The 22,650-nt window shown below is 52.4% G+C and carries 26 protein-coding genes and 1 other annotated feature; of the genes, 10 read left to right on the top strand and 16 right to left on the bottom strand.

Translation table 11 applies throughout. The features are described 5' to 3' along the window. Positions 1-11 precede the first annotated feature (11 nt). Both HED65_RS16630 and HED65_RS16625 read left to right on the top strand, forming a co-directional pair. Positions 12-1,403: a GntP family permease gene (locus HED65_RS16630; protein WP_114979399.1), complete on the top strand. Its 1,392-nt coding sequence runs from the start codon at positions 12-14 to the stop codon at positions 1,401-1,403. A gap of 10 nt (positions 1,404-1,413) precedes the next feature. Further along, on the top strand, positions 1,414-2,184 hold the full coding sequence (locus tag HED65_RS16625; protein WP_114979398.1) for a 3-hydroxybutyrate dehydrogenase: 771 nt from the start codon (positions 1,414-1,416) through the stop codon (positions 2,182-2,184). A gap of 40 nt (positions 2,185-2,224) precedes the next feature. Here HED65_RS16625 and selO read toward each other — a convergent pair whose 3' ends face one another. From selO to thrS, 14 genes are all read right to left on the bottom strand, one after another. Continuing rightward, on the bottom strand, positions 2,225-3,667 hold the full coding sequence (selO, locus tag HED65_RS16620) for a protein adenylyltransferase SelO (RefSeq protein ID WP_114979397.1): 1,443 nt from the start codon (positions 3,665-3,667) through the stop codon (positions 2,225-2,227). A 61-nt stretch (positions 3,668-3,728) separates the two neighbouring features. Continuing rightward, positions 3,729-4,442, bottom strand: a complete 714-nt coding sequence (locus tag HED65_RS16615; RefSeq protein ID WP_114979396.1) for an EAL domain-containing protein — start codon at positions 4,440-4,442, stop codon at positions 3,729-3,731. Between the two features lie 292 nt (positions 4,443-4,734). Beyond that, a complete protein-coding gene (locus HED65_RS16610) occupies positions 4,735-5,199 on the bottom strand; it encodes an NlpC/P60 family protein (protein ID WP_028017229.1) in 465 nt (154 codons plus the stop codon). Positions 5,200-5,273: 74 nt separating this feature from the next. After that, complete coding sequence (gene btuD, locus HED65_RS16605; RefSeq protein ID WP_114979395.1) at positions 5,274-6,029, bottom strand: vitamin B12 ABC transporter ATP-binding protein BtuD; 756 nt, start codon at positions 6,027-6,029, stop codon at positions 5,274-5,276. After that, on the bottom strand, positions 6,029-6,580 hold the full coding sequence (locus tag HED65_RS16600; protein ID WP_114979394.1) for a glutathione peroxidase: 552 nt from the start codon (positions 6,578-6,580) through the stop codon (positions 6,029-6,031). Before HED65_RS16600 ends, btuD begins: the two co-directional genes overlap by 1 nt. 33 nt (positions 6,581-6,613) lie before the next feature. Next, positions 6,614-7,594, bottom strand: coding sequence for a vitamin B12 ABC transporter permease BtuC (gene btuC, locus HED65_RS16595; RefSeq protein ID WP_114979393.1), 981 nt, complete (start codon positions 7,592-7,594; stop codon positions 6,614-6,616). A 103-nt stretch (positions 7,595-7,697) separates the two neighbouring features. Continuing rightward, positions 7,698-7,997: an integration host factor subunit alpha gene (gene ihfA / locus HED65_RS16590; protein WP_003857805.1), complete on the bottom strand. Its 300-nt coding sequence runs from the start codon at positions 7,995-7,997 to the stop codon at positions 7,698-7,700. A 4-nt stretch (positions 7,998-8,001) separates the two neighbouring features. Further along, a complete protein-coding gene (gene pheT, locus HED65_RS16585; protein ID WP_114979392.1) occupies positions 8,002-10,389 on the bottom strand; it encodes a phenylalanine--tRNA ligase subunit beta in 2,388 nt (795 codons plus the stop codon). Positions 10,390-10,404: 15 nt separating this feature from the next. Further along, positions 10,405-11,388, bottom strand: coding sequence for a phenylalanine--tRNA ligase subunit alpha (pheS, locus tag HED65_RS16580; protein WP_010426091.1), 984 nt, complete (start codon positions 11,386-11,388; stop codon positions 10,405-10,407). Between the two features lie 62 nt (positions 11,389-11,450). Beyond that, positions 11,451-11,575, bottom strand: a sequence feature (Phe leader region). Beyond that, positions 11,526-11,570 (bottom strand): pheST operon leader peptide PheM, encoded by a 45-nt coding sequence (gene pheM / locus HED65_RS16575; RefSeq protein ID WP_001386830.1) that lies wholly within the window; start codon positions 11,568-11,570, stop codon positions 11,526-11,528. It overlaps the preceding feature by 45 nt. A gap of 117 nt (positions 11,576-11,692) precedes the next feature. Beyond that, positions 11,693-12,049 carry a 50S ribosomal protein L20 gene (rplT, locus tag HED65_RS16570; RefSeq protein WP_000124850.1) on the bottom strand — a complete coding sequence of 119 codons (357 nt, stop codon included), beginning with the start codon at positions 12,047-12,049 and terminating at the stop codon, positions 11,693-11,695. Between the two features lie 50 nt (positions 12,050-12,099). After that, positions 12,100-12,297, bottom strand: coding sequence for a 50S ribosomal protein L35 (gene rpmI / locus HED65_RS16565; RefSeq protein WP_001124225.1), 198 nt, complete (start codon positions 12,295-12,297; stop codon positions 12,100-12,102). 97 nt (positions 12,298-12,394) lie between these two features. Then, positions 12,395-12,937, bottom strand: a complete 543-nt coding sequence (infC, locus tag HED65_RS16560) for a translation initiation factor IF-3 (RefSeq protein WP_023616141.1) — start codon at positions 12,935-12,937, stop codon at positions 12,395-12,397. A gap of 3 nt (positions 12,938-12,940) precedes the next feature. Beyond that, on the bottom strand, positions 12,941-14,869 hold the full coding sequence (thrS, locus tag HED65_RS16555; RefSeq protein WP_114979391.1) for a threonine--tRNA ligase: 1,929 nt from the start codon (positions 14,867-14,869) through the stop codon (positions 12,941-12,943). Between the two features lie 216 nt (positions 14,870-15,085). On the opposite strand from thrS, the gene yncL reads away from it, so the two are divergent. Then, positions 15,086-15,286, top strand: a complete 201-nt coding sequence (gene yncL / locus HED65_RS22935) for a stress response membrane protein YncL (RefSeq protein ID WP_317615653.1) — start codon at positions 15,086-15,088, stop codon at positions 15,284-15,286. Between the two features lie 98 nt (positions 15,287-15,384). After that, on the top strand, positions 15,385-15,492 hold the full coding sequence (gene yniD / locus HED65_RS16545) for a small membrane protein YniD (RefSeq protein ID WP_008500658.1): 108 nt from the start codon (positions 15,385-15,387) through the stop codon (positions 15,490-15,492). A gap of 51 nt (positions 15,493-15,543) precedes the next feature. Here yniD and HED65_RS16540 read toward each other — a convergent pair whose 3' ends face one another. Continuing rightward, positions 15,544-16,302: a DUF481 domain-containing protein gene (locus tag HED65_RS16540; RefSeq protein ID WP_114979390.1), complete on the bottom strand. Its 759-nt coding sequence runs from the start codon at positions 16,300-16,302 to the stop codon at positions 15,544-15,546. Positions 16,303-16,597: 295 nt separating this feature from the next. Here HED65_RS16540 and pfkB point away from each other — a divergent pair, with 295 nt between their 5' ends. The 3 genes from pfkB (at position 16,598) to HED65_RS16525 (ending at position 18,890) form a co-directional block, all read left to right on the top strand. Continuing rightward, a complete protein-coding gene (gene pfkB / locus HED65_RS16535) occupies positions 16,598-17,530 on the top strand; it encodes a 6-phosphofructokinase II (RefSeq protein ID WP_114979389.1) in 933 nt (310 codons plus the stop codon). Positions 17,531-17,633: 103 nt separating this feature from the next. Further along, complete coding sequence (gene ghoS / locus HED65_RS16530; protein WP_114979388.1) at positions 17,634-17,924, top strand: type V toxin-antitoxin system endoribonuclease antitoxin GhoS; 291 nt, start codon at positions 17,634-17,636, stop codon at positions 17,922-17,924. Between the two features lie 105 nt (positions 17,925-18,029). Continuing rightward, positions 18,030-18,890, top strand: a complete 861-nt coding sequence (locus HED65_RS16525; protein WP_114979387.1) for a fructosamine kinase family protein — start codon at positions 18,030-18,032, stop codon at positions 18,888-18,890. 37 nt (positions 18,891-18,927) lie between these two features. Here the strand turns inward: HED65_RS16525 and HED65_RS16520 are convergent, their stop codons facing one another. Further along, a complete protein-coding gene (locus HED65_RS16520) occupies positions 18,928-19,464 on the bottom strand; it encodes a YniB family protein (protein ID WP_114979386.1) in 537 nt (178 codons plus the stop codon). Between the two features lie 148 nt (positions 19,465-19,612). On the opposite strand from HED65_RS16520, the gene hxpB reads away from it, so the two are divergent. The 3 genes from hxpB (at position 19,613) to HED65_RS16505 (ending at position 22,495) form a co-directional block, all read left to right on the top strand. Further along, positions 19,613-20,284, top strand: a complete 672-nt coding sequence (hxpB, locus tag HED65_RS16515) for a hexitol phosphatase HxpB (RefSeq protein ID WP_114979385.1) — start codon at positions 19,613-19,615, stop codon at positions 20,282-20,284. A 101-nt stretch (positions 20,285-20,385) separates the two neighbouring features. Further along, positions 20,386-20,976, top strand: coding sequence for a metal-dependent hydrolase (locus tag HED65_RS16510; RefSeq protein ID WP_014883483.1), 591 nt, complete (start codon positions 20,386-20,388; stop codon positions 20,974-20,976). 127 nt (positions 20,977-21,103) lie between these two features. Continuing rightward, entirely contained in the window at positions 21,104-22,495 is a 1,392-nt protein-coding gene (locus HED65_RS16505) for an L-cystine transporter (protein ID WP_114979384.1), read from the top strand. Positions 22,496-22,650: the final 155 nt, after the last annotated feature.

Raw genomic sequence — 22,650 nt, 5'->3', positions numbered from 1 at the left:
GAGGAGTCGTAATGAGTGTGTTAATTGCCCTGGCGGCACTGGCATTGCTGATGCTGGCGGCCTATCGCGGATATAGTGTTATTTTGTTTGCGCCGATTGCGGCGCTGGGTGCAGTGTTGCTGACCGACCCGGGGGCTGTCGGCCCGACGTTTACCGGTCTGTTTATGGAAAAAATGGTGGGCTTCGTCAAGCTCTACTTCCCGGTGTTTCTGCTGGGTGCCGTTTTTGGCAAGCTGATTGAGCTCTCCGGTTTTTCACGCTCGATCGTCGCCTCCGCCATTCGGATCCTCGGTCGTCGCCACGCGATACCGGTCATCGTCCTGGTGTGTGCGCTGTTAACCTATGGCGGTGTTTCGCTGTTTGTGGTGGCATTTGCGGTCTATCCGTTTGCCGCCGAACTGTTCCGCCAGAGTGGCATCCCCAAACGGCTGATCCCAGCCACCGTGGCGCTGGGGGCATTTTCGTTTACCATGGACGCCCTGCCCGGCACGCCTCAAATCCAGAACATTATCCCCACCAGCTTCTTTGGTACTAACGCCTGGGCCGCGCCGTGGCTTGGGGTGATCGGTTCCCTGTTTATTATCTGTTTTGGTCTGCTCTGGCTGGAGCGTCAGCGCCGTAAAGCACTCAATAACAATGAAGGTTACGGCTCGGATCTCAAAAATGAACCAGAAACGCCGGACAACATAAACCTGCCGCATCCGCTGATTGCTATCTCCCCTTTGCTGCTGGTGGGTATCCTCAACCTGCTGTTTACCCGCTGGATCCCAGGCTGGTACGGTACGAGCCATGAGCTTACCCTGCCAGGTCTGGCGAAACCGATTGTGACCGAGGTGAGTAAGATCACCGCCATCTGGGCCGTGGAGGCGGCGCTGATCTCTGGCATCATGCTGGTGTTGATTTTTGGTTTTCGCAATATCCGCGGGCGTCTGGCTGAAGGCAGCCGGACGGCGGTCAGCGGCGCTATTCTGGCAGCGATGAATACTGCCTCAGAATATGGTTTCGGGGCCGTTATTGCTGCACTGCCTGGTTTTCTGGTGCTGTCCAAAGGGCTGGCTGCGATCCCAAACCCGCTGTTAAACGAAGCGATCAGCGTGACCGTCCTCGCCGGGATCACCGGTTCCGCCTCCGGGGGAATGAGCATTGCACTCGCGGCAATGTCTGACACGTTTATTGCCGCCGCGCATGCCGCCAATATTCCTCTGGAAGTCCTGCACCGCGTGGCCTCAATGGCAAGCGGTGGTATGGATACGCTTCCCCATAATGGCGCGGTGATTACCTTGCTGGCTATCACCGGCCTGAGTCATCGTCAGGCCTACGGCGGTATTTTCGCCATCACCCTCATAAAAAGTCTGGCAGTACTTTTTGTCATTGCCGTGTTCTATCTGACCGGTATTGTTTAAGGAGATTAATATGAATCTGAAGGGTAAAACCGCTCTGGTGACCGGTTCGACAAGCGGCATTGGTCTGGGGATCGCCCGCATACTGGCGAAGGCCGGGGCGCAGCTGATCCTCAACGGTTTCGGCGACAGCGAATCAGCAAGAGAAGAGATTACGCGCCTTGGCAAAAAACCGGGCTACCACGATGCGGATCTGCGTGACGTGCTGCAAATTGAAGCGATGATGCGCTACGCAACGACCCAGTTTGGCGGTGTGGATATTCTTGTCAACAACGCCGGAATACAGTATGTGGCCCCGGTTGAGGCATTCCCGGTAGAGAAATGGAACGACATTATCGCACTGAATCTCTCTTCCGTGTTTCACACCAGCCGGCTGGCACTGCCTGCCATGCGTGAGAAAAACTGGGGCCGCATCATTAACATTGCCTCCGTTCATGGGTTGGTCGCGTCAAAAGAAAAGTCAGCCTATGTCGCCGCCAAGCATGGCGTAGTGGGCTTTACGAAATCCCTGGCGCTCGAAACCGCCCGCACGGGGATTACCGCCAATACGATCTGCCCGGGCTGGGTACTGACACCTCTGGTACAACAGCAAATCGACAAACGCATTGCCAATGGCGTCGCACCTGACCAGGCTCGAGACCAGCTTCTGGCGGAAAAACAGCCTTCAGGCGAGTTTGTCACCCCGGAACAGTTGGGAGAACTGGCGCTGTTTTTGTGCAGCGACAGTGCCGTAAATGTCCGGGGCGTCGCATGGAACATGGATGGAGGCTGGGTCGCACAGTGACGGGTAAGCCGGGTAAGCGTCGCTTCACCCGGCAAAAAAACTAACTTGAGCAGCTTACCTCCAGCCGCTTGCCCCAGTCAGGCGGGCGGCTGACGTAATCGTCATTCCTGTCGGCAAACGGCGTGCGTAACGCCATGTGCAAACGGTGTAACTCGTCGTACTCACCCTGCTCTGCCTGCTCAATCGCCCGTTGGGCCAGCCAGTTGCGTAACACCATCGCCGGGTTCGCCGCGTTCATCTGCGCGTGTCGGGTGGTATCGTCAACCTGCTCTTGCTGCAACCGCGTGCGGTACCGGGTAAACCAGTCGTCAAACGCCTGCCTGTCGATACACTCGTCCCGCAACGGTGAGGCTGCACTGTGCTGCTCCGTCTGGCCCAGCATCCGGAAAGTACGGGTGTAATCACTGCCTTCACGCGCCATCAGGGCAAACAGGTCATTAAGGATCTCGTTATCCCCCCGTTCCTGGGTCATCAGCCCCAGCTTGTTGCGCATCAACATGCCGTATTCACGCAGCAAAATATCCTGATAGCTGTCGAGCGTGTCATTCAGGGCATCAACGTCGATAAACGGTGACAGCGTTTGCGCAAGACGTTGCAGGTTCCACAATCCAACCGCAGGCTGATTGTCAAAGCTGTAACGCCCCTGATAATCGGAGTGATTACAGATATATCCCGGCTGATAATCATCCAGGAACCCAAACGGACCGTAATCAAAGGTTAGCCCCAGGAGCGACATGTTGTCCGTATTCATGACGCCGTGGGCGAATCCTACCGTTTGCCAGCGCGCGATCATTGATGCAGTACGGGCAATCACATCCCGGAACCAGAGAACGTATTTATCATCTTCATCCTGCAAATGTGGCCAGTGGTGACCGATAGCGTAGTCTGCGAGCTGACGCACCTTTTCTGTCTCGCGGCGATAGTAAAAGTGCTCAAAATGGCCAAAGCGCAAATGGCTTTGCGCAATGCGCATTAGCATCGCCCCTTTTTCCATCGTTTCACGTGTAACCGGCGTGTCACTGGTGACAATCGACAGCGCGCGAGTGGTCGGGATCCCCAGGGCATGCATCGCTTCGGATGCCAGGCATTCACGAATCGTTGAACGTAATACGGCACGCCCATCGCCCATCCGCGAGTAAGGTGTAAGACCTGCGCCTTTCAGGTGCCAGTCAACCGTCTCACCGTTGGAAAGCTGCTGTTCGCCAAGCAGGATCCCCCTGCCGTCGCCCAGTTGCCCCGCCCAGACGCCAAACTGGTGTCCACTATAGACCTGGGCCAGGGGTTGCATGCCTGCGAGCAGTGTTTCGCCCCCCCAGACGCCAGCGCCGTCTGAAGGCTGAAACATGGCAGGCGGGATCGCCAGCTCCTCTGCCAGCTGGTCGTTGTGCCAGATAAGACGAGAATTTTGTAAAGGTGTTGGTTTGAGTGCGGTGTAAAAACCAGGCAACTCGTCATGCCAGTGAGCAGTAAAAGACAGGGTCATAAGTCCTCCTGCTTTTAGTGTAGAGGGTTTACCCGCTCTTAAACACGGGCGAAAGCAAGGGTTATCGCTGAACCAGTGTGGTGACGTGCTCTGCACTGACCGCTGGCCAGAGCGCACCCTGCATGGCACCGACGTTAAAGGACAAGACGCGTTGCAACAGGTTGTGATCGTCGATGCCGGATAAGATGACAGACTGGCAATGTGGCGTTATTTGCCAGAGGATTGCGCGCATAAAAGGTTCAAAAGAAAGCTCCGATGCACGCTGCTGAATGAACCCTTTGTCGAAAATGACCCGTTTAAATAATCCATCATAGACCGCTTTGAGGGATGCGGCACCAGCACCAAAGTTTGCCAGAACCATCGGGAAATGGATCGCCATTCTCGCCAACTGGAGATCGTCCTTTCCGTTATTTAAACCTGGATAGTTCTCATTAACAGTAAACTCAAGAAACGGATAACGCTCGAGGATTGAAACAACGTTCCCATTGCTTAATAAAAACTCAACAATAACTGGTGTAATATTGATCCATGCAATTAACTGATGCTGAATAAAAAACAGTTTGCAGGAATCAATCAATTGCAGTTTTTCGTTAAACAACGCTAACTCTTCTGTCGCTGAAAGACGAGGGATAACGAGGTCTGTGGGGATCCTTACATCAGTGCCAACGCCAGTAAAGTTAACCAGAACGTCTAAACCTTTAAGCTCACCTGCACTATTACGGGCAGGCAGGAGCAACAGTTCAGACTGGTAAGCATTATCTAGCGTAATTATCATTGCACTCGCCCCGCATTAAAGATGAGAGAGGACATCCTGGAGCAATTGCCGACACAATTCCACTGTCTTGATTTTAATAAGATTAATTTCATTAGTTCCGTATTAATTTTCAGATTTATCCCTGAATCTAAAATAATCTTATCCTGGTTACCGAGTAATAGCCAGTTTTAGATAAAACAGACGCATGTGGGTTTAGCTAATTTTGAGCAAATTTAACTTTAATCATCTTATTTGCGAAAAAACGGCATGATTTATTCGCTACCATGCCGTCATAAAGATAGGTCCAGGCGGACTAAATACGTCGCGCTTGCCAGAAGTTTTTACGCCAGTAAACATTATCGAGAGAAGATCGCATCACTCCGCGGCTGGTCGAGGCATGAATAAACTGGTTGTCAGTATCATAAATACCAACATGAAGACCGCTTTCACCCGACCCGGTTTTGAAAAAGACCAGGTCTCCAGGCAAAAGCTCATCTTTATCAATTTCAGTCCCTATTTCTGCCTGCTTGCGCGTTTCGCGCGGAAGTTGTAAGTCAAACTTATCGCGGAACGTCATCAGGACAAAACCGGAACAATCCACACCGCCACGGCTCATACCGCCGTAGCGATAAGGCGTACCGCGCCAGTTGCTCAGCTGATCGTTGAGACTGGCAATGACGGTAATTGAATCTGAAAGCCGTGGGTTAGGCGGCGGCGCACGATGGCTACTGCATCCCGCGAGAAATAACGCTGCCATCAGGAGAAACCAGAATCGCATTTTCAGACGAATCCTCTGCTTTTTTTGTTCTTTTCGTAATTTAGCGTGCAACTGTGCTAACAGGCAAGAAACGGTTACTCCTGCCCGGTAGAAATCAGCATCTTATGTCCCTCTATATCCAACCTGCGGAACGACATATTGTACGCAAGAGCAAGATTTGGCGGCGTAAGAACCTGATCCCGCGTCCCGCTGGCAATCATCTTTCCGCGCGACAGCAACCACACCCGGTGGGCATGCCGCAGGGTATGGTTGAGGTCATGGCTACTCATCACGATGGCGATACCCTTTCGGCTCAGGTTACTTAACAGCGAATCCAGTGCTGTCTGCTGCGCCACATCCAGACCGCTCATCGGCTCATCCAGAAGTAACATCCGCCCATGAGGATTACCTGCCGGGTGAATCTGAATAATGACCGCTGCCAGACGCACCCGCTGCCATTCTCCGCCGGAAAGCTGGCTGGCATGCCGGGACAGTTTATCTTCCAGCCCCAGGGCCGCAGCCACTTCGGTCAGCAGTGTCGTATGTTGTTTGTCGTGCAAATGCAGCATCAGATAATGCCAGACAGGCATCGCAAAAGGTGGCATTTGTTGCTGCACAAGGTAACTGCGCCGGTGCGCCAGCGAGACCGGCGACCAGTCGGTAAGGGCATGTTCCAGCAGCGATATCTGCCCTTGCCCGGAAGTTAGCCCCGCCATACGAGCCAACAGCGTACTCTTCCCTGCGCCGTTGGGTCCGACAAGATGCAGGATCTCTCCCGCATTGAGGGCACCGGTTATCGGCCCCAGACGTCCCTTCTCAGCAACGTCCGTGAGCTGCATCAGCAACGACATTATTTCGCCAGCGCCAGCTTGATAGACTCCGTGACAATCGGATCTTCAGGCGTCATATCCGGTGAAAAACGCTGAACCACCTGACCGTCGCGACCAATCAGGAATTTTTCGAAGTTCCACAGAATGTCATCCGGGTAGAGCGGTGCCCGACCTTTGCTGGCCATACGCTCATAAAAGCCACTTCCTTCCGGTGCAACGGCCTTCGGCGCAGCAGCAATCAGCTTCGCATACAGCGGATGGCGATCTTCGCCGTTGACATCAATTTTGCTAAACAGGGGGAACGTCACACCGTAGGTCATACTACAAAACGTTTTGATCTCTTCTGCGCTGCCCGGCTCCTGGCCCAGGAACTGGTTGCAGGGGAAACCCAGCACGGTGAAACCGTCTTTCTCCCACGCTTTCTGAATATTTTCCAGCTGCTCGTACTGTGGCGTTAAGCCACATTTGGATGCCACGTTGACGATCAGCAACACATTGCCTTTGTAGCCTTCCAGCGTGGTGTCATCGCCATCAATGGTGGTCACTTCAGTTTTCAGGATATCTGACTGCATAGCATTCCCTCAGGTTGTTTTACGGATCGCGATTTAACGTCCAGCTTTTAATAGTAGCCAGATAAATACCGGCGCGCCCAGCGTAGCGGTCACTACACCAATAGGCAGTTCCGCGGCCGTCAGTGCGAGCCTGGCGATGATATCGGCCACCAGCAGTGTTACCGCCCCGGCGACTGCCGAGGCCGGAAGTAAGGTTCGATGGTCGGTGAGGCCGCACAGGCGAAGCATATGCGGGATAACCAACCCGATAAAACCAATCGCCCCCGCCAGCGCCACGCTGACCCCCACCAGCCAGCCAATGGCAATAACCAGCACATTACGCCAGAACGCCATTGGCATACCGAGCTGGCGAGCGGATGTTTCACCCAGCGCGAGCATATTGAGTGGTTGTGCCTGCATGGTCGCCCACAATATGACCGGGATCAGAAGGACCATCAGCCAGCCCTGGTGCCAGTCCACGCCCCCAAAACCGCCCATCATCCAGTACATCAGTTGCCGCAGGTCAAAAGAAGTCGAGAAGTAGACCGCCCAGGTCATCAGTGCGCTACAGATGATGCCCAGTGCCACCCCGGCAAGCAGCAGACGGCTTGTCGATAAGTGCCGTCTGGCGAAACGAAGGAGAATGAGTGTTATCAGCAATGCACCAATGATGGCACTCAGGCTGATACTCCAGCCGGAGAGTGCTCCCCCGCCGAGCATGACAGCCGCAATCAGCCCTACGCCTGCACCGTTCGATACGCCGAGTAGCCCGGGTTCCGCCAGCGGGTTATCGAACAATGCCTGCATAATGGTGCCGCAGAGTGCCAGCGCGGCACCCACCAGGATCACCGCCACGGTGCGCGGCAGACGAATTTGCCAGATGAAGATCTGCCCGTCAGGGTCCAGCCAGCTTTCAGGCCCTATCCACCTGTCGCCCGCGCACAGACTTATGCCGGCGGTGACAATGAGCAGCAGCACCAGCAAAAACAGGCGACGTTTATCGGAACGGTGCTGGCGATAGGCGTAATCAAGCATGTGTACAGTTTTTTTGACGTGAGATGTAATTGATTTTACGGCGGGTTTGCCAAAGAGCGCAAAGAAAAAAGGCCGCGTGAGCGGCCTTTTTAGTTAGTTCATATTACTCTGCTTTGGGCGTTGCGTTTTCGACACGGCTCTTTAACTTCTGGCCGGGTCTGAAGGTCACCACGCGGCGGGCTGTAATGGGAATATCTTCCCCCGTCTTCGGGTTACGGCCCGGACGTTGGTTTTTGTCTCGCAAATCAAAATTGCCAAAACCGGAGAGTTTTACCTGCTCACCATTTTCCAGAGCACGACGGATCTCTTCGAAAAACAGCTCTACCAGCTCTTTGGCATCCCGTTTGCTAAGCCCAAGCTTATCAAACAGATATTCTGACATTTCAGCTTTTGTAAGCGCCATAGGTTCAATCCCTCAATGATGCCTGGAATCGCTCTTTTAATGCCTCTACACATTTGGCGACGGTAGCGGCAATCTCCTCTTCTTCGAGTGTACGGCTGGTATCCTGAAGGATAAGGCTGATAGCAAGGCTCTTGAAACCTTCTGCTACGCCCTTGCCGCGGTACACGTCAAATAAGTTTACGCCAACTACCTGATTTACGCCAACTTTCTTACATTCGGCCAAAATATCTGCTGCGGGCACATTTTCCGCGACCACAACCGCGATATCACGGCGGTTCGCCGGGAAGCGTGACACGTCCTGCGCCTGAGGAATGACGCGGTCTGCAACCGGGTTCCACTCCAGCTCGAACACGATGGTACGGCCATTCAGATCCAGTTTACGCTCCAGCTCAGGGTGAACAACACCAATGAAACCAACACGTTTGCCGTCTAAATAAATGGCTGCACTTTGCCCCGGATGCAGTGCCGGAATGGCTTCTGCACGGAATTCAATTTCAGATAATTTACCGGTCAGATCGAGAATTGCTTCCAGATCGCCCTTCATATCGTAGAAATCAACCGTCCCTTTCGCCAGATCCCAATGCTCTTCATAGCGGTTACCGCTGATAGCACCAGCCAGCATAAGATCCTGACGGATGCCTAAATTTGCCTGATTATCCGGTACAAAGCGCAAACCGCTTTCGAAAATTCGCACACGGTTTTGCTGACGATTCTGGTTGTAAACAATCGTACCCAGCAGCCCCGTCCACAGAGACAGACGCATCGCGGACATTTCGCTGGAGATCGGGCTTGGCAGGATCAGCGCTTCCTGGCCAGGATGGATCAACTGCTGCAGTTTCGGATCAACAAAGCTGTAGGTGATCACTTCCTGGTAACCTTTGTCATTGAGCATGGTTTTCACACGCTTCAGGGACAGGTCAGCTTCACGGTGGGTGCCCATCACCAGACCCGCCTGTACAGGCTCATCAGGGATGTTGTTGTAGCCGTATACGCGAGCCACTTCTTCCACCAGGTCTTCTTCGATCTCCATGTCGAAACGCCATGATGGCGCAACGGCCTTCCATTCGTCCTGACCTTCGGTGACTTCACAGCCCAGGCGCTTCAGAATGTCGGTGACCTGAGCGTCGGCAACGTGGTGACCAATCAAACGATCCAGCTTGCTGCGACGCAGAGTGATGGTTGCGCGTTTTGGCAGAGTGGCTTCGTTTGTCACATCAATAACCGGGCCAGCTTCGCCGCCACAGATATCGATCAGCAGGCGTGTTGCACGCTCCATGGCTTTGTATTGCAATGCCGGGTCAACGCCACGCTCATAACGATGAGAAGCGTCGGTGTGCAGGCCATGACGGCGCGCACGGCCCGTGATGGACAGCGGGCTGAAGAAGGCGCATTCAAGCAGCACGTTCTGCGTTTCGTCATTCACACCGGAATGTTCGCCACCAAAGATGCCGCCCATCGCCAGCGCTTTACCCTGATCAGCAATCACCAGGGTATCAGCGTTCAGTTTTGCTTCGCTACCGTCCAGCAGAACCAGGGTTTCACCCTCTTTCGCCATACGCACAACAATTCCACCTTCGATACGATCTTTATCGAACGCGTGCATTGGCTGGCCAAGCTCCAGCAGAACGTAGTTAGTGACGTCAACAACCGCATCAATGGAACGAATCCCACAGCGACGCAGTTTCTCTTTCATCCATAGTGGGGTTGGCGCTTTAACGTTAATGCCTTTCACGACACGCCCAAGGTAACGTGGGCACGCGTCGGCGGCTTCAACCTGAATCGGCAGAGTGTCGGTAATGGTTGCAGCAACTGGCGTTATGTCTGGAACGTTCAGCTCAACCTGGTTCAGCACCGCAACGTCGCGCGCTACGCCGATGATGCCTAAGCAATCAGCACGGTTTGGCGTGACGCTGATTTCGATGGTGTTGTCATCGAGTTTCAGGTATTCACGGATATCAGTACCGATTGGCGCATCCAGCGGCAGCTCAATGATACCGTTGTGATCGTCGGAAATACCCAGCTCGGAGAACGAACACAGCATGCCTTCAGACGGCTCACCGCGCAGCTTAGCCGCTTTAATTTTGAAATCGCCCGGCAGTACCGCACCAACAGTTGCCACAGCAACTTTCAGCCCCTGACGGCAGTTTGGCGCACCGCAGACGATATCCAGCAGGCGATCGCCGCCCACGTTCACTTTCGTCACGCGCAGTTTGTCTGCATTAGGATGCTGGCCGCACTCAACCACTTCACCTACGACCACGCCATTAAAGGCACCCGCAACCGGCTCAACGCCGTCAACTTCCAGGCCTGCCATGGTGATCTGGTTAGAAAGCGCTTCGCTGTCCAGCGTGGTGTTCACCCATTCGCGTAACCACAGTTCACTGAATTTCATTGTTCTGTCCTGCCCTTATTTAAACTGTTTGAGGAAACGCAGATCGTTTTCGAAGAATGCACGCAGATCGGTCACGCCGTAACGCAACATGGTCAAACGCTCCATGCCCATACCGAACGCAAAGCCGGAGTAAACTTCCGGATCGATACCTACGTTGCGCAGTACGTTTGGATGCACCATGCCGCAACCCAGCACTTCCAGCCACTTGCCGTTTTTACCCATCACGTCAACTTCCGCAGACGGTTCAGTGAACGGGAAGTAGGACGGACGGAAACGAACCTGCAGATCTTCTTCAAAGAAGTTATTCAGGAAATCGTGCAGCGTGCCTTTCAGGTTGGTGAAGCTGATGTTTTTATCAACAATCAGACCTTCCATCTGGTGGAACATTGGCGTGTGGGTCTGATCGTAGTCGTTACGATATACACGGCCCGGCGCGATAATACGGATTGGCGGTTCTTGATCCTTCATGGTACGGATCTGAACGCCGGAAGTCTGGGTGCGCAGCAGACGCGTGGCGTCGAACCAGAAAGTGTCGTGGTCAGCGCGTGCCGGATGATGGCCAGGAATGTTCAGGGCATCGAAGTTGTGATAATCATCTTCAATTTCCGGGCCAGTCGCCACGGTAAAGCCGAGCTCACCGAAGAAACTTTCAATACGATCAATGGTACGTGTAACCGGGTGCAGGCCACCATTTTCGATACGGCGACCCGGCAGAGAAACGTCAATAGTCTCTGCGGCCAGACGTGCGTTCAGCACTGCACTTTCCAGCTCAGCTTTACGAGCATTCAGCGCCTGCTGCACCTGCTCTTTGGCTTCGTTAATTACCGCACCCGCTGCCGGGCGTTCTTCTGGCGGCAGTTCACGCAGGGTTGTCATTTGAAGGGTCAGGTGCCCTTTCTTACCAAGATATTCGACGCGGACATTGTCTAACGCGGCAACATCTGAGGCCTGATTAATGGCGGCTGTTGCACTGGCAACCAGCTCTGCGAGATGTGACATGATTTTCCTCATTATGTCGGTGCAGACACCGATTTGGTGGAGTTATTCTCTCAAATTCAGGCACAAAAAAAGCCTCCATCGGGAGGCTTATCTGGCGCTGTTTTTCGTTTCATCTTTCACGCGCTAGCCTCCTGAATTCAGGTGCTAAAGTAAAAGAAGAAGCGGAAAATAGCAGCATTCATGCTTGCGTTACCTTGTGTGGTAAAAACCGTTAAGACCTTATTGAAAAGGTTGCACCGGTAAAAGTCAATCTTCTGATGGTGTTAAATGAAAAGAGGGAGCTAAGCCCCCTCTCTCAACTGGCTTATGCCAGTGCTGCTTTCGCTTTTTCGACCAGAGCGGTGAACGCTACTTTGTCGAATACTGCGATGTCAGCCAGGATCTTACGGTCGATTTCAACAGAGGCTTTTTTCAGGCCGTTGATGAATTTGCTGTAAGAAATACCGTTCTGACGTGCTGCTGCGTTGATACGCGCAATCCACAGTTGACGGAACTGACGCTTACGTTGACGACGGTCACGGTAAGCGTACTGACCTGCTTTGATAACAGCCTGGAAGGCAACGCGGTATACGCGTGAACGCGCACCGTAGTAGCCTTTAGCTTGTTTCAAAATTTTCTTGTGACGTGCACGTGCAATTACACCACGTTTTACGCGAGCCATGTGTGCTCTCCTGTATCTATTCTAAGTTAAAAAAGTTAAACGTTAACGACTTATGCGTACGGCAGGCACGCGATTACCAGGCCCAGATCGCCTTTAGAAACCATGGCTTTTGGACGCAGGTGACGTTTACGCTTGGTAGCTTTCTTAGTCAGAATGTGACGCAGGTTAGCGTGCTTGTGCTTAAAACCACCTTTACCGGTTTTTTTGAAGCGCTTAGCAGCACCGCGTACGGTCTTAATTTTTGGCATCTTAATAACTTCCACTTCGCATTGTTAAATAAACGAAACATAGGCGAACAAAACCTATGAAACCCGAAGGCTCCACAGATTTTGCTGCTTGAAGGCCTTACTGTTTCTTCTTAGGAGCGAGCACCATGATCATCTGGCGGCCTTCGATCTTCGTAGGGAAGGATTCGACTACTGCCAGTTCACTCAGATCGTCACGGACGCGGTTAAGCACTTCCATACCAATCTGTTGGTGGGCCATCTCACGACCGCGGAAACGCAGCGTGATCTTGGCCTTATCGCCATCTTCCAGAAAGCGAATCAGGCTGCGGAGTTTTACCTGATAATCGCCATCGTCGGTACCAGGACGGAATTTGATTTCCTTAACCTGGATAACTTTTTGCTTTTTCTTCTGTTCCTTAGAAGACTTACTCTTTTCATAAAGGAACTTGCCGTAGTCCATGATACGACAAACTGGCGGTTCGGCGTTAGGGCTGATTTCAACTAAATCTACTCCAGCTTCTTCAGCCTTTTCGATTGCTTCTCTCAGACTCACAATCCCCAGCTGCTCGCCTTCCAGACCTGTTAAGCGAACTTCCTGGGCGCGAATCTCGCCATTGATACGATTCGGACGTGCCGTTTGAACTCGTTTTCCGCCTTTAATACCTTATTCCTCCAGTTGTTGAAGACTGCGGCTGCGAATCTCTTGTTGCAGCTTCTCAATCACTTCACTTACGTCCAGGCTGCCCAGGTCTTTACCACGGCGGGTGCGAACGGCAACTTTGCCTGCTTCCACCTCTTTATCACCACAGACCAACATATACGGGACACGACGTAAAGTGTGCTCGCGGATTTTAAAGCCAATCTTCTCATTTCTCAAGTCTGCTTTTACGCGAATGCCCGCATTTTGTAGTTTCTGCGTCAATTCTTTAACGTAATCCGCCTGAGAATCGGTAATGTTCATCACCACGACCTGCACTGGCGCAAGCCAGGTTGGGAAGAAGCCAGCGAACTCTTCAGTCAGGATGCCGATGAAGCGCTCCAGAGAACCGAGAATTGCACGGTGAATCATTACCGGAACCTGACGCTCGTTGTCTTCGCCAACATAAGAGGCGCTTAAACGCTGCGGCAGGGAGAAGTCCAGCTGTACAGTACCGCACTGCCATGCGCGATCGAGGCAGTCATACAGGGTAAATTCAATTTTCGGACCGTAGAATGCACCCTCGCCCAGTTGGTATTCGAACGGAATTCCGTTCTCTTCCAGCGCCACGGCGAGATCCGCTTCTGCGCGATCCCAGGTCTCATCGCTGCCGATACGTTTTTCCGGACGCGTTGAGAGTTTGACCACGATCTTCTCGAAGCCAAAGGTGCTGTACATATCGTAGACCATACGAATACAGGCGTTAACTTCGTCACGTACCTGATCTTCCGTACAGAAGATATGCGCATCATCCTGAGTAAAGCCACGAACACGCATCAGACCATGCAGCGCACCTGATGGCTCGTTACGGTGACAGCTACCGAACTCTGCCATACGCAGCGGCAGGTCGCGGTAGGATTTCAGACCCTGGTTGAAGATCTGAACGTGTCCCGGGCAGTTCATTGGCTTGATGCAGTATTCACGGTTCTCGGAAGAGGTAGTGAACATCGCATCTTTGTAGTTGTCCCAGTGGCCGGTTTTTTCCCACAGCACACGGTCCATCATGAACGGGCCTTTTACTTCCTGGTACTGGTACTCTTTCAGCTTGGAACGAACGAAGGTTTCCAGTTCACGGAAAATGGTCCAGCCGTCGTTGTGCCAGAACACCATACCCGGCGCTTCTTCCTGCATGTGGTACAGGTCAAGTTGCTTACCAATTTTACGGTGGTCACGCTTCGCGGCTTCTTCCAGACGCTGCAGATATGCATTCAGCGCTTTTTTATCGGCCCAAGCGGTCCCATAGATACGCTGCAACATCTTGTTGTTGCTGTCGCCGCGCCAGTAGGCGCCTGCGATCTTCATCAGCTTGAAGTGATGACAGAAGCGCATATTCGGCACGTGCGGTCCACGACACATGTCGACGTATTCTTCGTGATGGTACAAGCCAGGCTTGTCATCATGGGAGATGTTTTCATCAAGAATAGAGACTTTATAGTTCTCGCCACGCTTCACGAAGGTTTCACGCGCTTCGTGCCAGCTGACTTTCTTCTTGATGACGTCATAGTTCGTTTCGGCGAGCTCGTGCATACGTTTTTCGAGCGCGTCGATATCTTCCTGAGTCAGGGTGTGATCAAGGTCAACGTCGTAGTAAAAACCGTTGTCGATAACCGGACCGATCGCCATTTTAGTATTTGGCCACAGCTGTTTGATGGCATGACCTAACAGGTGTGCGCAGGAGTGGCGAATGATCTCCAGACCTTCTTCGTCTTTCGCTGTAATGATGGCAAGCGTTGCATCATTTTCGATCAGATCGGAAGCATCAACCAGTTCACCGTTAACACGGCCAGCGATGGTCGCTTTCGCGAGTCCAGGGCCGATGTCCAGAGCAACATCCATTGGGCTAACAGCGTGGTCGTAATGGCGTTGGCTGCCATCAGGAAGAGTAATTACAGGCATTTTATATCCTTATTTGCAGTGATGCCCCACACATAAGAGCATATACAAAGAAAATAATCGTGATTTGACAATAGATTACGACACCATCTGACCAACAATCGTCAAATTGGTTCGTCATCATTCACCCGCAGAAAAATCAGATAACGTCCGATTTACGGCAAGCCTTGCAATGTTAACACTAACAAAAGGGAGATTGCACCCTCTGCTGGCAGATTGATGTGCTGGCACTTTCGCATGAATTTGCAGGTTGCATACCCCTGGTGCTCGCATTCCAGAGATGCTGGGCTACTCTTGAACAGGTCATTAAACCCAAAGGTGCATACCATGAACGTATCCAGTAGAACGGTTGTGATATTGAACATCCTTTCAGCCACAGGTTTATTGTTAATTCTCGCCGAACGATTCCACTGGTTCTGAGCCTCACCTAAGCGGGTATAACCTAATCGCTCCCTGCGACGGGGCATTTTTCTGCCCTGTTTGATAGACTGTGCATATTAAGGAACAAGGATTAGGTTATGCCAACAAAACGATTTGCCGTAAAACACTGGAAAATGGTGCTGGTGCTGATAGCCATCTGCGGCGCTATGCTGTTGTTACGTTGGGCGGCAATGATCTGGGGGTAAATGCGGATGACACTTCAAAAACGGGCCGATATTTTTATCGGCCCGTTCTTATTACATTTTATAACCCAGGGAAACCGTGGTTCTGCGGTCGGTATGATCCGGCGCAGTTTCTGGCGGTGAAGAGTTCCAGGTCACGTTGTAGGCCACTTTCAATCCAAAGTGTTCGTTGATAGCCACGTTCAGCGCTGTCTCAGAGTTCAGCGTCGTATCGTCGGCACCATATACAGAAACGCCTTCGGTAAATTTGGTGTTGTCAGTCATCTGCCAGGCATAGGTACCGGAAGCGTAACCGAGCGGTTGGGTTTTGGTATCGCCATCGGTGTACTCGTCATAACGTACACCAGGACCGAATTCAAAACGGAAGCTATGTACCGGGCCATTCAGGAACTGACGACCATAACCCGCGGTGAACACATCACGCTGACGATAACCGTTGTAACGGTCAGTCAACCAGCTTGCCTGACCAAACAGGTAGTCATAATCAGTCATGTTGTAACGGCTACGTCCGCCCACCGCATATTTCTCGGAAGAGCGTTCATCATTAGCGGAGGTGTTGCTGGCATTTCCCCACAGAGACCAGGCGGTGGTGTTACCGTACCAGGTGAGCGTACTGTCCGCTGTCAGAGAGGAGCTTTTCGTGTTACCGGATTGTGCCAGGTACCCAGCGTTCAGGTTACCTTCAAACGGTTTTTTCGCGGTGGTGGGATCGTCCATGACAGTAAAAACGGTATCATCGGCGCTCGCGTTCATTGCCACAAACACGCCACCCGCCAGCATCAGTGCAGCGGGTACTGTCTTCAAAAGCTTCATTTTATTAAGGAGTCCGTACAACAAAAAAAGAGACCACACGGTCCCGGAATCTTTCTTGAGGATCAATGACAAGGCGTCCAGAGAAAGGTAACAAATTATAAAAAGCCGCAAATAACATAGCAATGTTTTCTTATTTCATTTTTTGAATAAGAACGATCTCAAATTGCGTTTTATTTTATATATCCCGCAACTGTTTTTTCATCCGTATTCATATTTAAAATCATACTGTTATTTACATTGCCTTCCTGATAAATGGTGCCAGACTAATAGGAACCCATGCTAAAAGGAGGTAATGATGGTTGCTATCTACACTCTGACGCTCTCCCCTTCCCTTGATTCCGCCACCCTGACGCCCCAGATTTACCCGGAAGGTAAATTGCGTTGCACGGCCCCGGTCTTTGAGCCAGGCGGCGGCGGTATCAACGTGGCGCGTGCTATTACACACCTCGGCGGTAAAGCGACAGCAATATTCCCCGCAGGGGGGGCCACCGGAGAACACCTGGTCTCTCTGCTGGCAGATGAACATGTTGCCGTAGAGACAGTCGCTGCCAAAGACTGGACACGACAAAACCTGCATGTACACGTGGAATCAAGCGATGAGCAGTACCGTTTTGTCATGCCTGGCGCTAAACTCAGTGATGATGAATTTCGTCAACTGGAAGAGAAAGTGCTGGCAATAGAAAGCGGTGCACTGCTGGTAGTAAGCGGCAGCCTGCCACCCGGCGTGAGCACGGAAAAATTAACCGCGCTCATTCAGGCTGCACAGCAACGCGGGATCCGCTGCATTGTCGACAGCAGCGGCGACGCTCTGCAGGCTGCATTAGTGCCAGGCAATCTTGAGCTGGTTAAGCCCAACCAGAAAGAGTTAAGTGCACTCGTGAACCGGGAACTGACACAACCAGATGATGTTCGCACTGCCGCACAGGAGCTGGTGCGCAGTGGTAAAGCGCGACGCGTTGTGGTCTCCCTTGGTCCTCAGGGGGCACTGGCAGTCGATGAAACGTCGTCCGTTCAGGTTGTCCCGCCACCGATGAAAAGTCAGAGCACTGTAGGCGCTGGCGACAGTATGGTAGGTGCAATGACACTGAAACTGGCACAGGGCGCGTCACTGCTGGAAATGACACGCTACGGTGTGGCGGCGGGGAGTGCTGCAACCATCAACCAGGGCACGCGTCTCTGTTCACTGGCCGATACGCAAAAAATCGTTGATTACCTGTCACGCAATTAACACCTGTTCCCCTTCTTTATGAAGGGGAATTTCACGTCGTAGTCGCCAAACACTGACTATCGACTATGCTAAGAAAACTTCCATGATAACAATGAGGTGAATTATGAGCAGTGGTGACATCACCCGCTACGTCGTTACCATCAATCTTCATGAAGCATCGCTCACCGAACTGAATGAGCTCAACAACACCTTCACACGGGCTAATTTTCTGCTCACGCTCGCGGATGACGAGGGCAATATTCATGATTTAGGCACCCTGACATTTGGTCTGATCAGCGCGCTGAGTGAAGAAGAAGTTCAGGCGCTGGCCGCCAGTCTGGCGGAAAGTGTGACCGACAAGCCTGCCGAAATTGAGGTGGATTCCTGGCAAAACTGGCAGAAAAAGAAACAATAAGTGCCCTGCATGAATTTAAACCGCTCAGGTGTGCGTTAGTTCGTATTTTTTTACCGCGTTTATGCACTAACTTTATGATCTGGCAGACAACATGGGAGAAACAACATGTGGCAGGCTATCAGTCATCTTTTAAGTGAGCAACTGGGTGAAGGTGAAATTGAACTGCGTAACGAACTGCCAGGCGGAGAGATCCACGCCGCGTGGCATTTACGCTACGCAGGACGCGATCTTTTCGTTAAATGCGATGAGCGGGAGCTACTTCCGATCTTTACCGCCGAAGCTGACCAACTGGAACTGTTGTCGCGCAGTAAAACGGTGACTGTCCCCCAGGTTCTGGCCGTGGGGAGTGATCGCGACTACAGCTTTCTGGTCATGGAATATCTCTCTGCCCGTCCGTTAGATGCCCATAATGCTTTCATTCTCGGCCAACAGTTAGCACGCCTGCATCAATGGAGCGACCAGCCGCAATTTGGTCTCGATTTTGACAACGATCTATCCACTACCCCGCAACCTAATGCCTGGCAGCGTCGCTGGTCGACGTTTTTTGCTGAGCAACGCATTGGCTGGCAACTTGAGCTGGCCGCAGAAAAAGGGCTGGAATTTGGCAATATTGATGCCATCGTCGAGCACGTTCAGCAGCGTCTGGCATCTCACCAGCCTCAGCCTTCTCTGCTACACGGCGATCTGTGGTCAAATAATTGCGCACTAGGCCCCAACGGCCCTTATATCTTTGACCCGGCCTGCTACTGGGGTGACAGAGAGTGCGATCTGGCAATGCTGCCGCTGCATCCGGAACAGCCACCGCAAATATACGATGGGTACCAGTCGGTTTCGCCCCTGCCGCCCGGTTTCCTCGATCGCCAGCCGGTGTATCAGCTTTATACGTTGATGAACCGTGCCATCCTGTTCGGTGGAGAACACCTGGTCAACGCACAGCGGGCCCTTGAACGCATACTTGCCGCGTGAAGACAGATAAGGGTGGCTCTCGCGCCACCCTTATCTGTTACAGAAAACCGAGCACTGAGAAGAAGAAGTACCCCGCCACAATGATGATCACCGGGAGGATATAGAGCGGGAAAATTTGCAGAAAAATGGTGTGACGCGGCACAACAATGCGGGATTCAATCTGCTCCCGGCTCATTCCTTCCGGGCCTTTGGCCTGCTCCAGAATTAACTGGTCCTCAACTCCTTCGCGTAGAAAGCGCGTCTGACGGCTCATTCGTGCGCCAGAGGCCTGCAATGCGAGGGCGATAAAGATCAGTGCGTAAATGACCCAAAAGCCGATATTCAGTTGCTGGTGAAAATCCGGGGTGGGTGAGTTAAACCAGAAGACATTCAAGAATGGCGTATTAAAACGAATCATATCAATCATGACATGCGCAAAATCAAGCATTACCGCATTAATACCCGGCTGTTTTTCGCTGTGATCGTACATAAATTTCAGTACAGAGATCAGCGTAGAAATGACTGCTGGAATAAAAATCACCCAGCCAGCAATACGTTTTAAGACCGCGATGCGTCCAGCTTGTTGATACGTCATCAGTTCCTCTTCATATAGACGCGTTATTTGTGCCTAAGTCTACCTGCTGGTCATCAATTTCGCCCGATCTTTAAAGGCAATATGCTAAATTGCAGGTTGTGCTTAGCACTTATCGTCTGTCGAACACCCTGGATAAGGAGACGTTGTGATGTCGACACCGCGCCAAATTCTTGCCGCAATTTTTGACATGGATGGATTACTGATCGATTCCGAACCGTTGTGGGATCGCGCCGAACTGGACGTCATCGCCAGCCTTGGCGTGGATATCAGCCGCCGTAATGAACTTCCTGATACGCTTGGCCTGCGCATTGATATGGTCGTCGATCTGTGGTTTGCCCAACAACCGTGGGTTGGCCCGGGTCGTGACGAAGTGACCGCACGCATTATCAGCCGCGCCATCTCGCTGGTAGAAGAGAACAAGCCACTACTGCCTGGCGTTCGTGAAGCCGTCGCACTGTGTAAAGCTCAGGGGTTGAAAGTCGGTCTGGCCTCTGCTTCACCGCTGCATATGCTGGAAAAAGTGCTCATCATGTTTGAACTGCGCGACAGTTTCGACGCGCTGGCATCAGCGGAAAAATTGCCTTACAGCAAACCGCACCCGCAGGTCTATCTGGACTGTGCCGCTAAGCTGGGTCTTGATCCGCTCAACTGCGTTGCGCTGGAAGACTCCGTAAACGGTATGGTGGCGTCGAAAGCCGCACGTATGCGCTCCATTGTGGTGCCTGCTGAAGAAACCCGCCACGATCCCCGGTTTGCCCTTGCCGATGTGAAGCTCACTTCACTGGTCGGGTTGACGACGCATCATCTGCAGGGCGGTTAATGCCTGCGTTGAGTTTGTGACAAACAGTTACACCGTCACCTCTTCCGCCTACTGTATAAAAACCCTATACTGTATGAATTGACAGTTTTGTGGGTTTTATCATGACGGCGGAAGGCCACCTGCTTTTTTCTATTGCGTGCGCAGTATTTGCCAAAAACGCTGAACTTACCCCCGTGCTGGCACAGGGGGACTGGTGGCATATTGTCCCTTCCGCCGTATTGACCTGTTTGCTGCCCGACATAGACCACCCCAAATCCTTCCTTGGGCAACGCCTGAAGTGGGTCTCGAAACCCATCGCCCGCGCATTTGGCCACCGGGGGTTTACTCACAGCCTGCTGGCCGTGTTTGGCCTGCTGACGCTCTTCTACTTAAAAGTGCCCGAAAGCTGGATTGTCCCTGCGGATGCCATCCAGGGGATGGTGCTGGGCTATTTAAGCCATATTCTCGCCGATATGCTGACGCCTGCGGGCGTGCCGCTGCTTTGGCCATGCCGCTGGCGTTTTCGTTTTCCCATCCTTGCACCGCAGAAAGGTAACCAGCTTGAGCGCGTATTGTGCATGGCGCTGTTTGCCTATGCTGTCTGGATGCCGCAAACATTGCCCGAAAACAGTGCAGTCCGCTGGTCTTCCCAGATGATTAATTCGCTGCAATTTCAGTTCAATCGTTTTATTCATCATCAAATCGAACAGTAAACAGACAAAATTACCGCATTTGTCATAACCCATTCCATTTGGATATAAGCGCTACATCACACTTCTGCTAACCTTCCGCCAACAGGATCGGTAAAAACCGACCCCATAATAAATCAGGAGAACGGGGATGAATTTTCCACTCATCGCGAACGTCATTGTGTTCGTTGTATTGCTATTGCTTCTCGCGCAGGCGCGCCACAAACAGTGGAGTCTGGCGAAAAAAGTACTGGTTGGTCTGGTCATGGGTGTTGTATTTGGTCTGGCATTACAGGCGATTTATGGCTCCGACAACCCAGTTCTGAAAGATTCCATTCAGTGGTTCAACATTGTCGGTAACGGCTATGTCCAGCTGCTGCAGATGATCGTTATGCCACTGGTGTTTGCCTCTATTCTGAGTGCCGTTGCCCGCCTGCATAACGCGACCCAACTGGGTAAAATCAGCTTCCTGACCATTGGTACGCTGCTGTTTACCACGCTGATTGCAGCGCTGGTTGGTGTACTGGTCACCAACCTGTTCGGCCTGACTGCCGAAGGGCTGGTTCAGGGAACGGCTGAAACAGCGCGTCTGACCGCGATTCAAACTAACTACGTGGGGAAAGTAGCTGATCTCACCGTGCCGCAAATGGTGCTCTCCTTCATTCCGAAGAACCCGTTTGCTGACCTGACCGGTGCCAACCCAACTTCCATCATCAGCGTGGTCATTTTCGCCGCGTTCCTGGGTGTGGCGGCACTTAAACTGCTGAAAGACGATGCACCAAAAGGTGAACGCGTGCTGACCGCTATCGATACCCTGCAAAGCTGGGTGATGAAGCTGGTTCGTCTGGTAATGCAGTTAACCCCTTATGGCGTTCTGGCACTGATGACCAAAGTGGTTGCTGGCTCTAACCTGCAGGACATCATCAAGCTGGGTAGTTTTGTGATTGCCTCATACCTGGGTCTGGGCATTATGTTTGTGGTGCACGGTATCCTGCTGGGTGTGAACGGCGTTAGCCCGCTGAAATACTTCCGTAAAGTCTGGCCGGTACTGACCTTTGCCTTCACCAGCCGTTCCAGCGCTGCGTCTATTCCGCTGAACGTTGAAGCACAGACCCGCCGTCTGGGCGTGCCAGAGTCTATCGCCAGCTTCTCAGCCTCTTTTGGTGCCACCATCGGTCAGAACGGTTGTGCGGGTCTCTACCCGGCGATGCTGGCGGTGATGGTTGCGCCAACCGTGGGTATCAATCCACTTGATCCAGTCTGGATTGCTACACTGGTTGGTATTGTGACCGTAAGTTCCGCAGGTGTTGCGGGTGTTGGTGGTGGCGCAACCTTCGCCGCGCTGATTGTGCTGCCTGCACTGGGACTGCCGGTAACGCTGGTCGCGCTGCTGATCTCCGTTGAACCGCTGATCGACATGGGCCGTACTGCGCTGAACGTAAGCGGCTCAATGACAGCCGGTACGCTAACCAGCCAGTGGCTGAAGCAGACTGACAAAGCGATTCTGGAAAGTGAAGACGACGTCGAACTGGCGCACCGTTAAACACTGACAAATAAAAAAACCGCCTGATTGAAGTGAACCCCGAAAGTTGGACATCCAATGATTAGGGGTTTTGCGTTTCAATGGGCAGAAAAAAATATTCATCTGAATTCAAGCAGAAAGTTGTTCTCCACTATCTGAACAGTGGTGACGGTGCA

This window comes from Pantoea sp. LS15, from assembly GCF_012241585.1.
GTDB lineage: Bacteria > Pseudomonadota > Gammaproteobacteria > Enterobacterales > Enterobacteriaceae > Enterobacter.
This window is presented reverse-complemented; position numbering and strand designations above follow the sequence as displayed.

Excerpts from the sequence above, each read along its gene's own strand:
- HED65_RS16630 (WP_114979399.1), top strand. The coding sequence starts at position 12 with ATGAGTGTGTTAATTGCCCTGGCGGCACTGGCATTGCTGATGCTGGCG.
- HED65_RS16625 (WP_114979398.1), top strand. The coding sequence starts at position 1,414 with ATGAATCTGAAGGGTAAAACCGCTCTGGTGACCGGTTCGACAAGCGGC.
- selO (WP_114979397.1), bottom strand. The coding sequence starts at position 3,667 with ATGACCCTGTCTTTTACTGCTCACTGGCATGACGAGTTGCCTGGTTTT.
- HED65_RS16615 (WP_114979396.1), bottom strand. The coding sequence starts at position 4,442 with ATGATAATTACGCTAGATAATGCTTACCAGTCTGAACTGTTGCTCCTG.
- HED65_RS16610 (WP_028017229.1), bottom strand. The coding sequence starts at position 5,199 with ATGCGATTCTGGTTTCTCCTGATGGCAGCGTTATTTCTCGCGGGATGC.
- btuD (WP_114979395.1), bottom strand. The coding sequence starts at position 6,029 with ATGTCGTTGCTGATGCAGCTCACGGACGTTGCTGAGAAGGGACGTCTG.
- HED65_RS16600 (WP_114979394.1), bottom strand. The coding sequence starts at position 6,580 with ATGCAGTCAGATATCCTGAAAACTGAAGTGACCACCATTGATGGCGAT.
- btuC (WP_114979393.1), bottom strand. The coding sequence starts at position 7,594 with ATGCTTGATTACGCCTATCGCCAGCACCGTTCCGATAAACGTCGCCTG.
- ihfA (WP_003857805.1), bottom strand. The coding sequence starts at position 7,997 with ATGGCGCTTACAAAAGCTGAAATGTCAGAATATCTGTTTGATAAGCTT.
- pheT (WP_114979392.1), bottom strand. The coding sequence starts at position 10,389 with ATGAAATTCAGTGAACTGTGGTTACGCGAATGGGTGAACACCACGCTG.
- pheS (WP_010426091.1), bottom strand. The coding sequence starts at position 11,388 with ATGTCACATCTCGCAGAGCTGGTTGCCAGTGCAACAGCCGCCATTAAT.
- rplT (WP_000124850.1), bottom strand. The coding sequence starts at position 12,049 with ATGGCTCGCGTAAAACGTGGTGTAATTGCACGTGCACGTCACAAGAAA.
- rpmI (WP_001124225.1), bottom strand. The coding sequence starts at position 12,297 with ATGCCAAAAATTAAGACCGTACGCGGTGCTGCTAAGCGCTTCAAAAAA.
- thrS (WP_114979391.1), bottom strand. The coding sequence starts at position 14,869 with ATGCCTGTAATTACTCTTCCTGATGGCAGCCAACGCCATTACGACCAC.
- yncL (WP_317615653.1), top strand. The coding sequence starts at position 15,086 with ATGTGCTGGCACTTTCGCATGAATTTGCAGGTTGCATACCCCTGGTGC.
- yniD (WP_008500658.1), top strand. The coding sequence starts at position 15,385 with ATGCCAACAAAACGATTTGCCGTAAAACACTGGAAAATGGTGCTGGTG.
- HED65_RS16540 (WP_114979390.1), bottom strand. The coding sequence starts at position 16,302 with ATGAAGCTTTTGAAGACAGTACCCGCTGCACTGATGCTGGCGGGTGGC.
- pfkB (WP_114979389.1), top strand. The coding sequence starts at position 16,598 with ATGGTTGCTATCTACACTCTGACGCTCTCCCCTTCCCTTGATTCCGCC.
- ghoS (WP_114979388.1), top strand. The coding sequence starts at position 17,634 with ATGAGCAGTGGTGACATCACCCGCTACGTCGTTACCATCAATCTTCAT.
- HED65_RS16525 (WP_114979387.1), top strand. The coding sequence starts at position 18,030 with ATGTGGCAGGCTATCAGTCATCTTTTAAGTGAGCAACTGGGTGAAGGT.
- HED65_RS16520 (WP_114979386.1), bottom strand. The coding sequence starts at position 19,464 with ATGACGTATCAACAAGCTGGACGCATCGCGGTCTTAAAACGTATTGCT.
- hxpB (WP_114979385.1), top strand. The coding sequence starts at position 19,613 with ATGTCGACACCGCGCCAAATTCTTGCCGCAATTTTTGACATGGATGGA.
- HED65_RS16510 (WP_014883483.1), top strand. The coding sequence starts at position 20,386 with ATGACGGCGGAAGGCCACCTGCTTTTTTCTATTGCGTGCGCAGTATTT.
- HED65_RS16505 (WP_114979384.1), top strand. The coding sequence starts at position 21,104 with ATGAATTTTCCACTCATCGCGAACGTCATTGTGTTCGTTGTATTGCTA.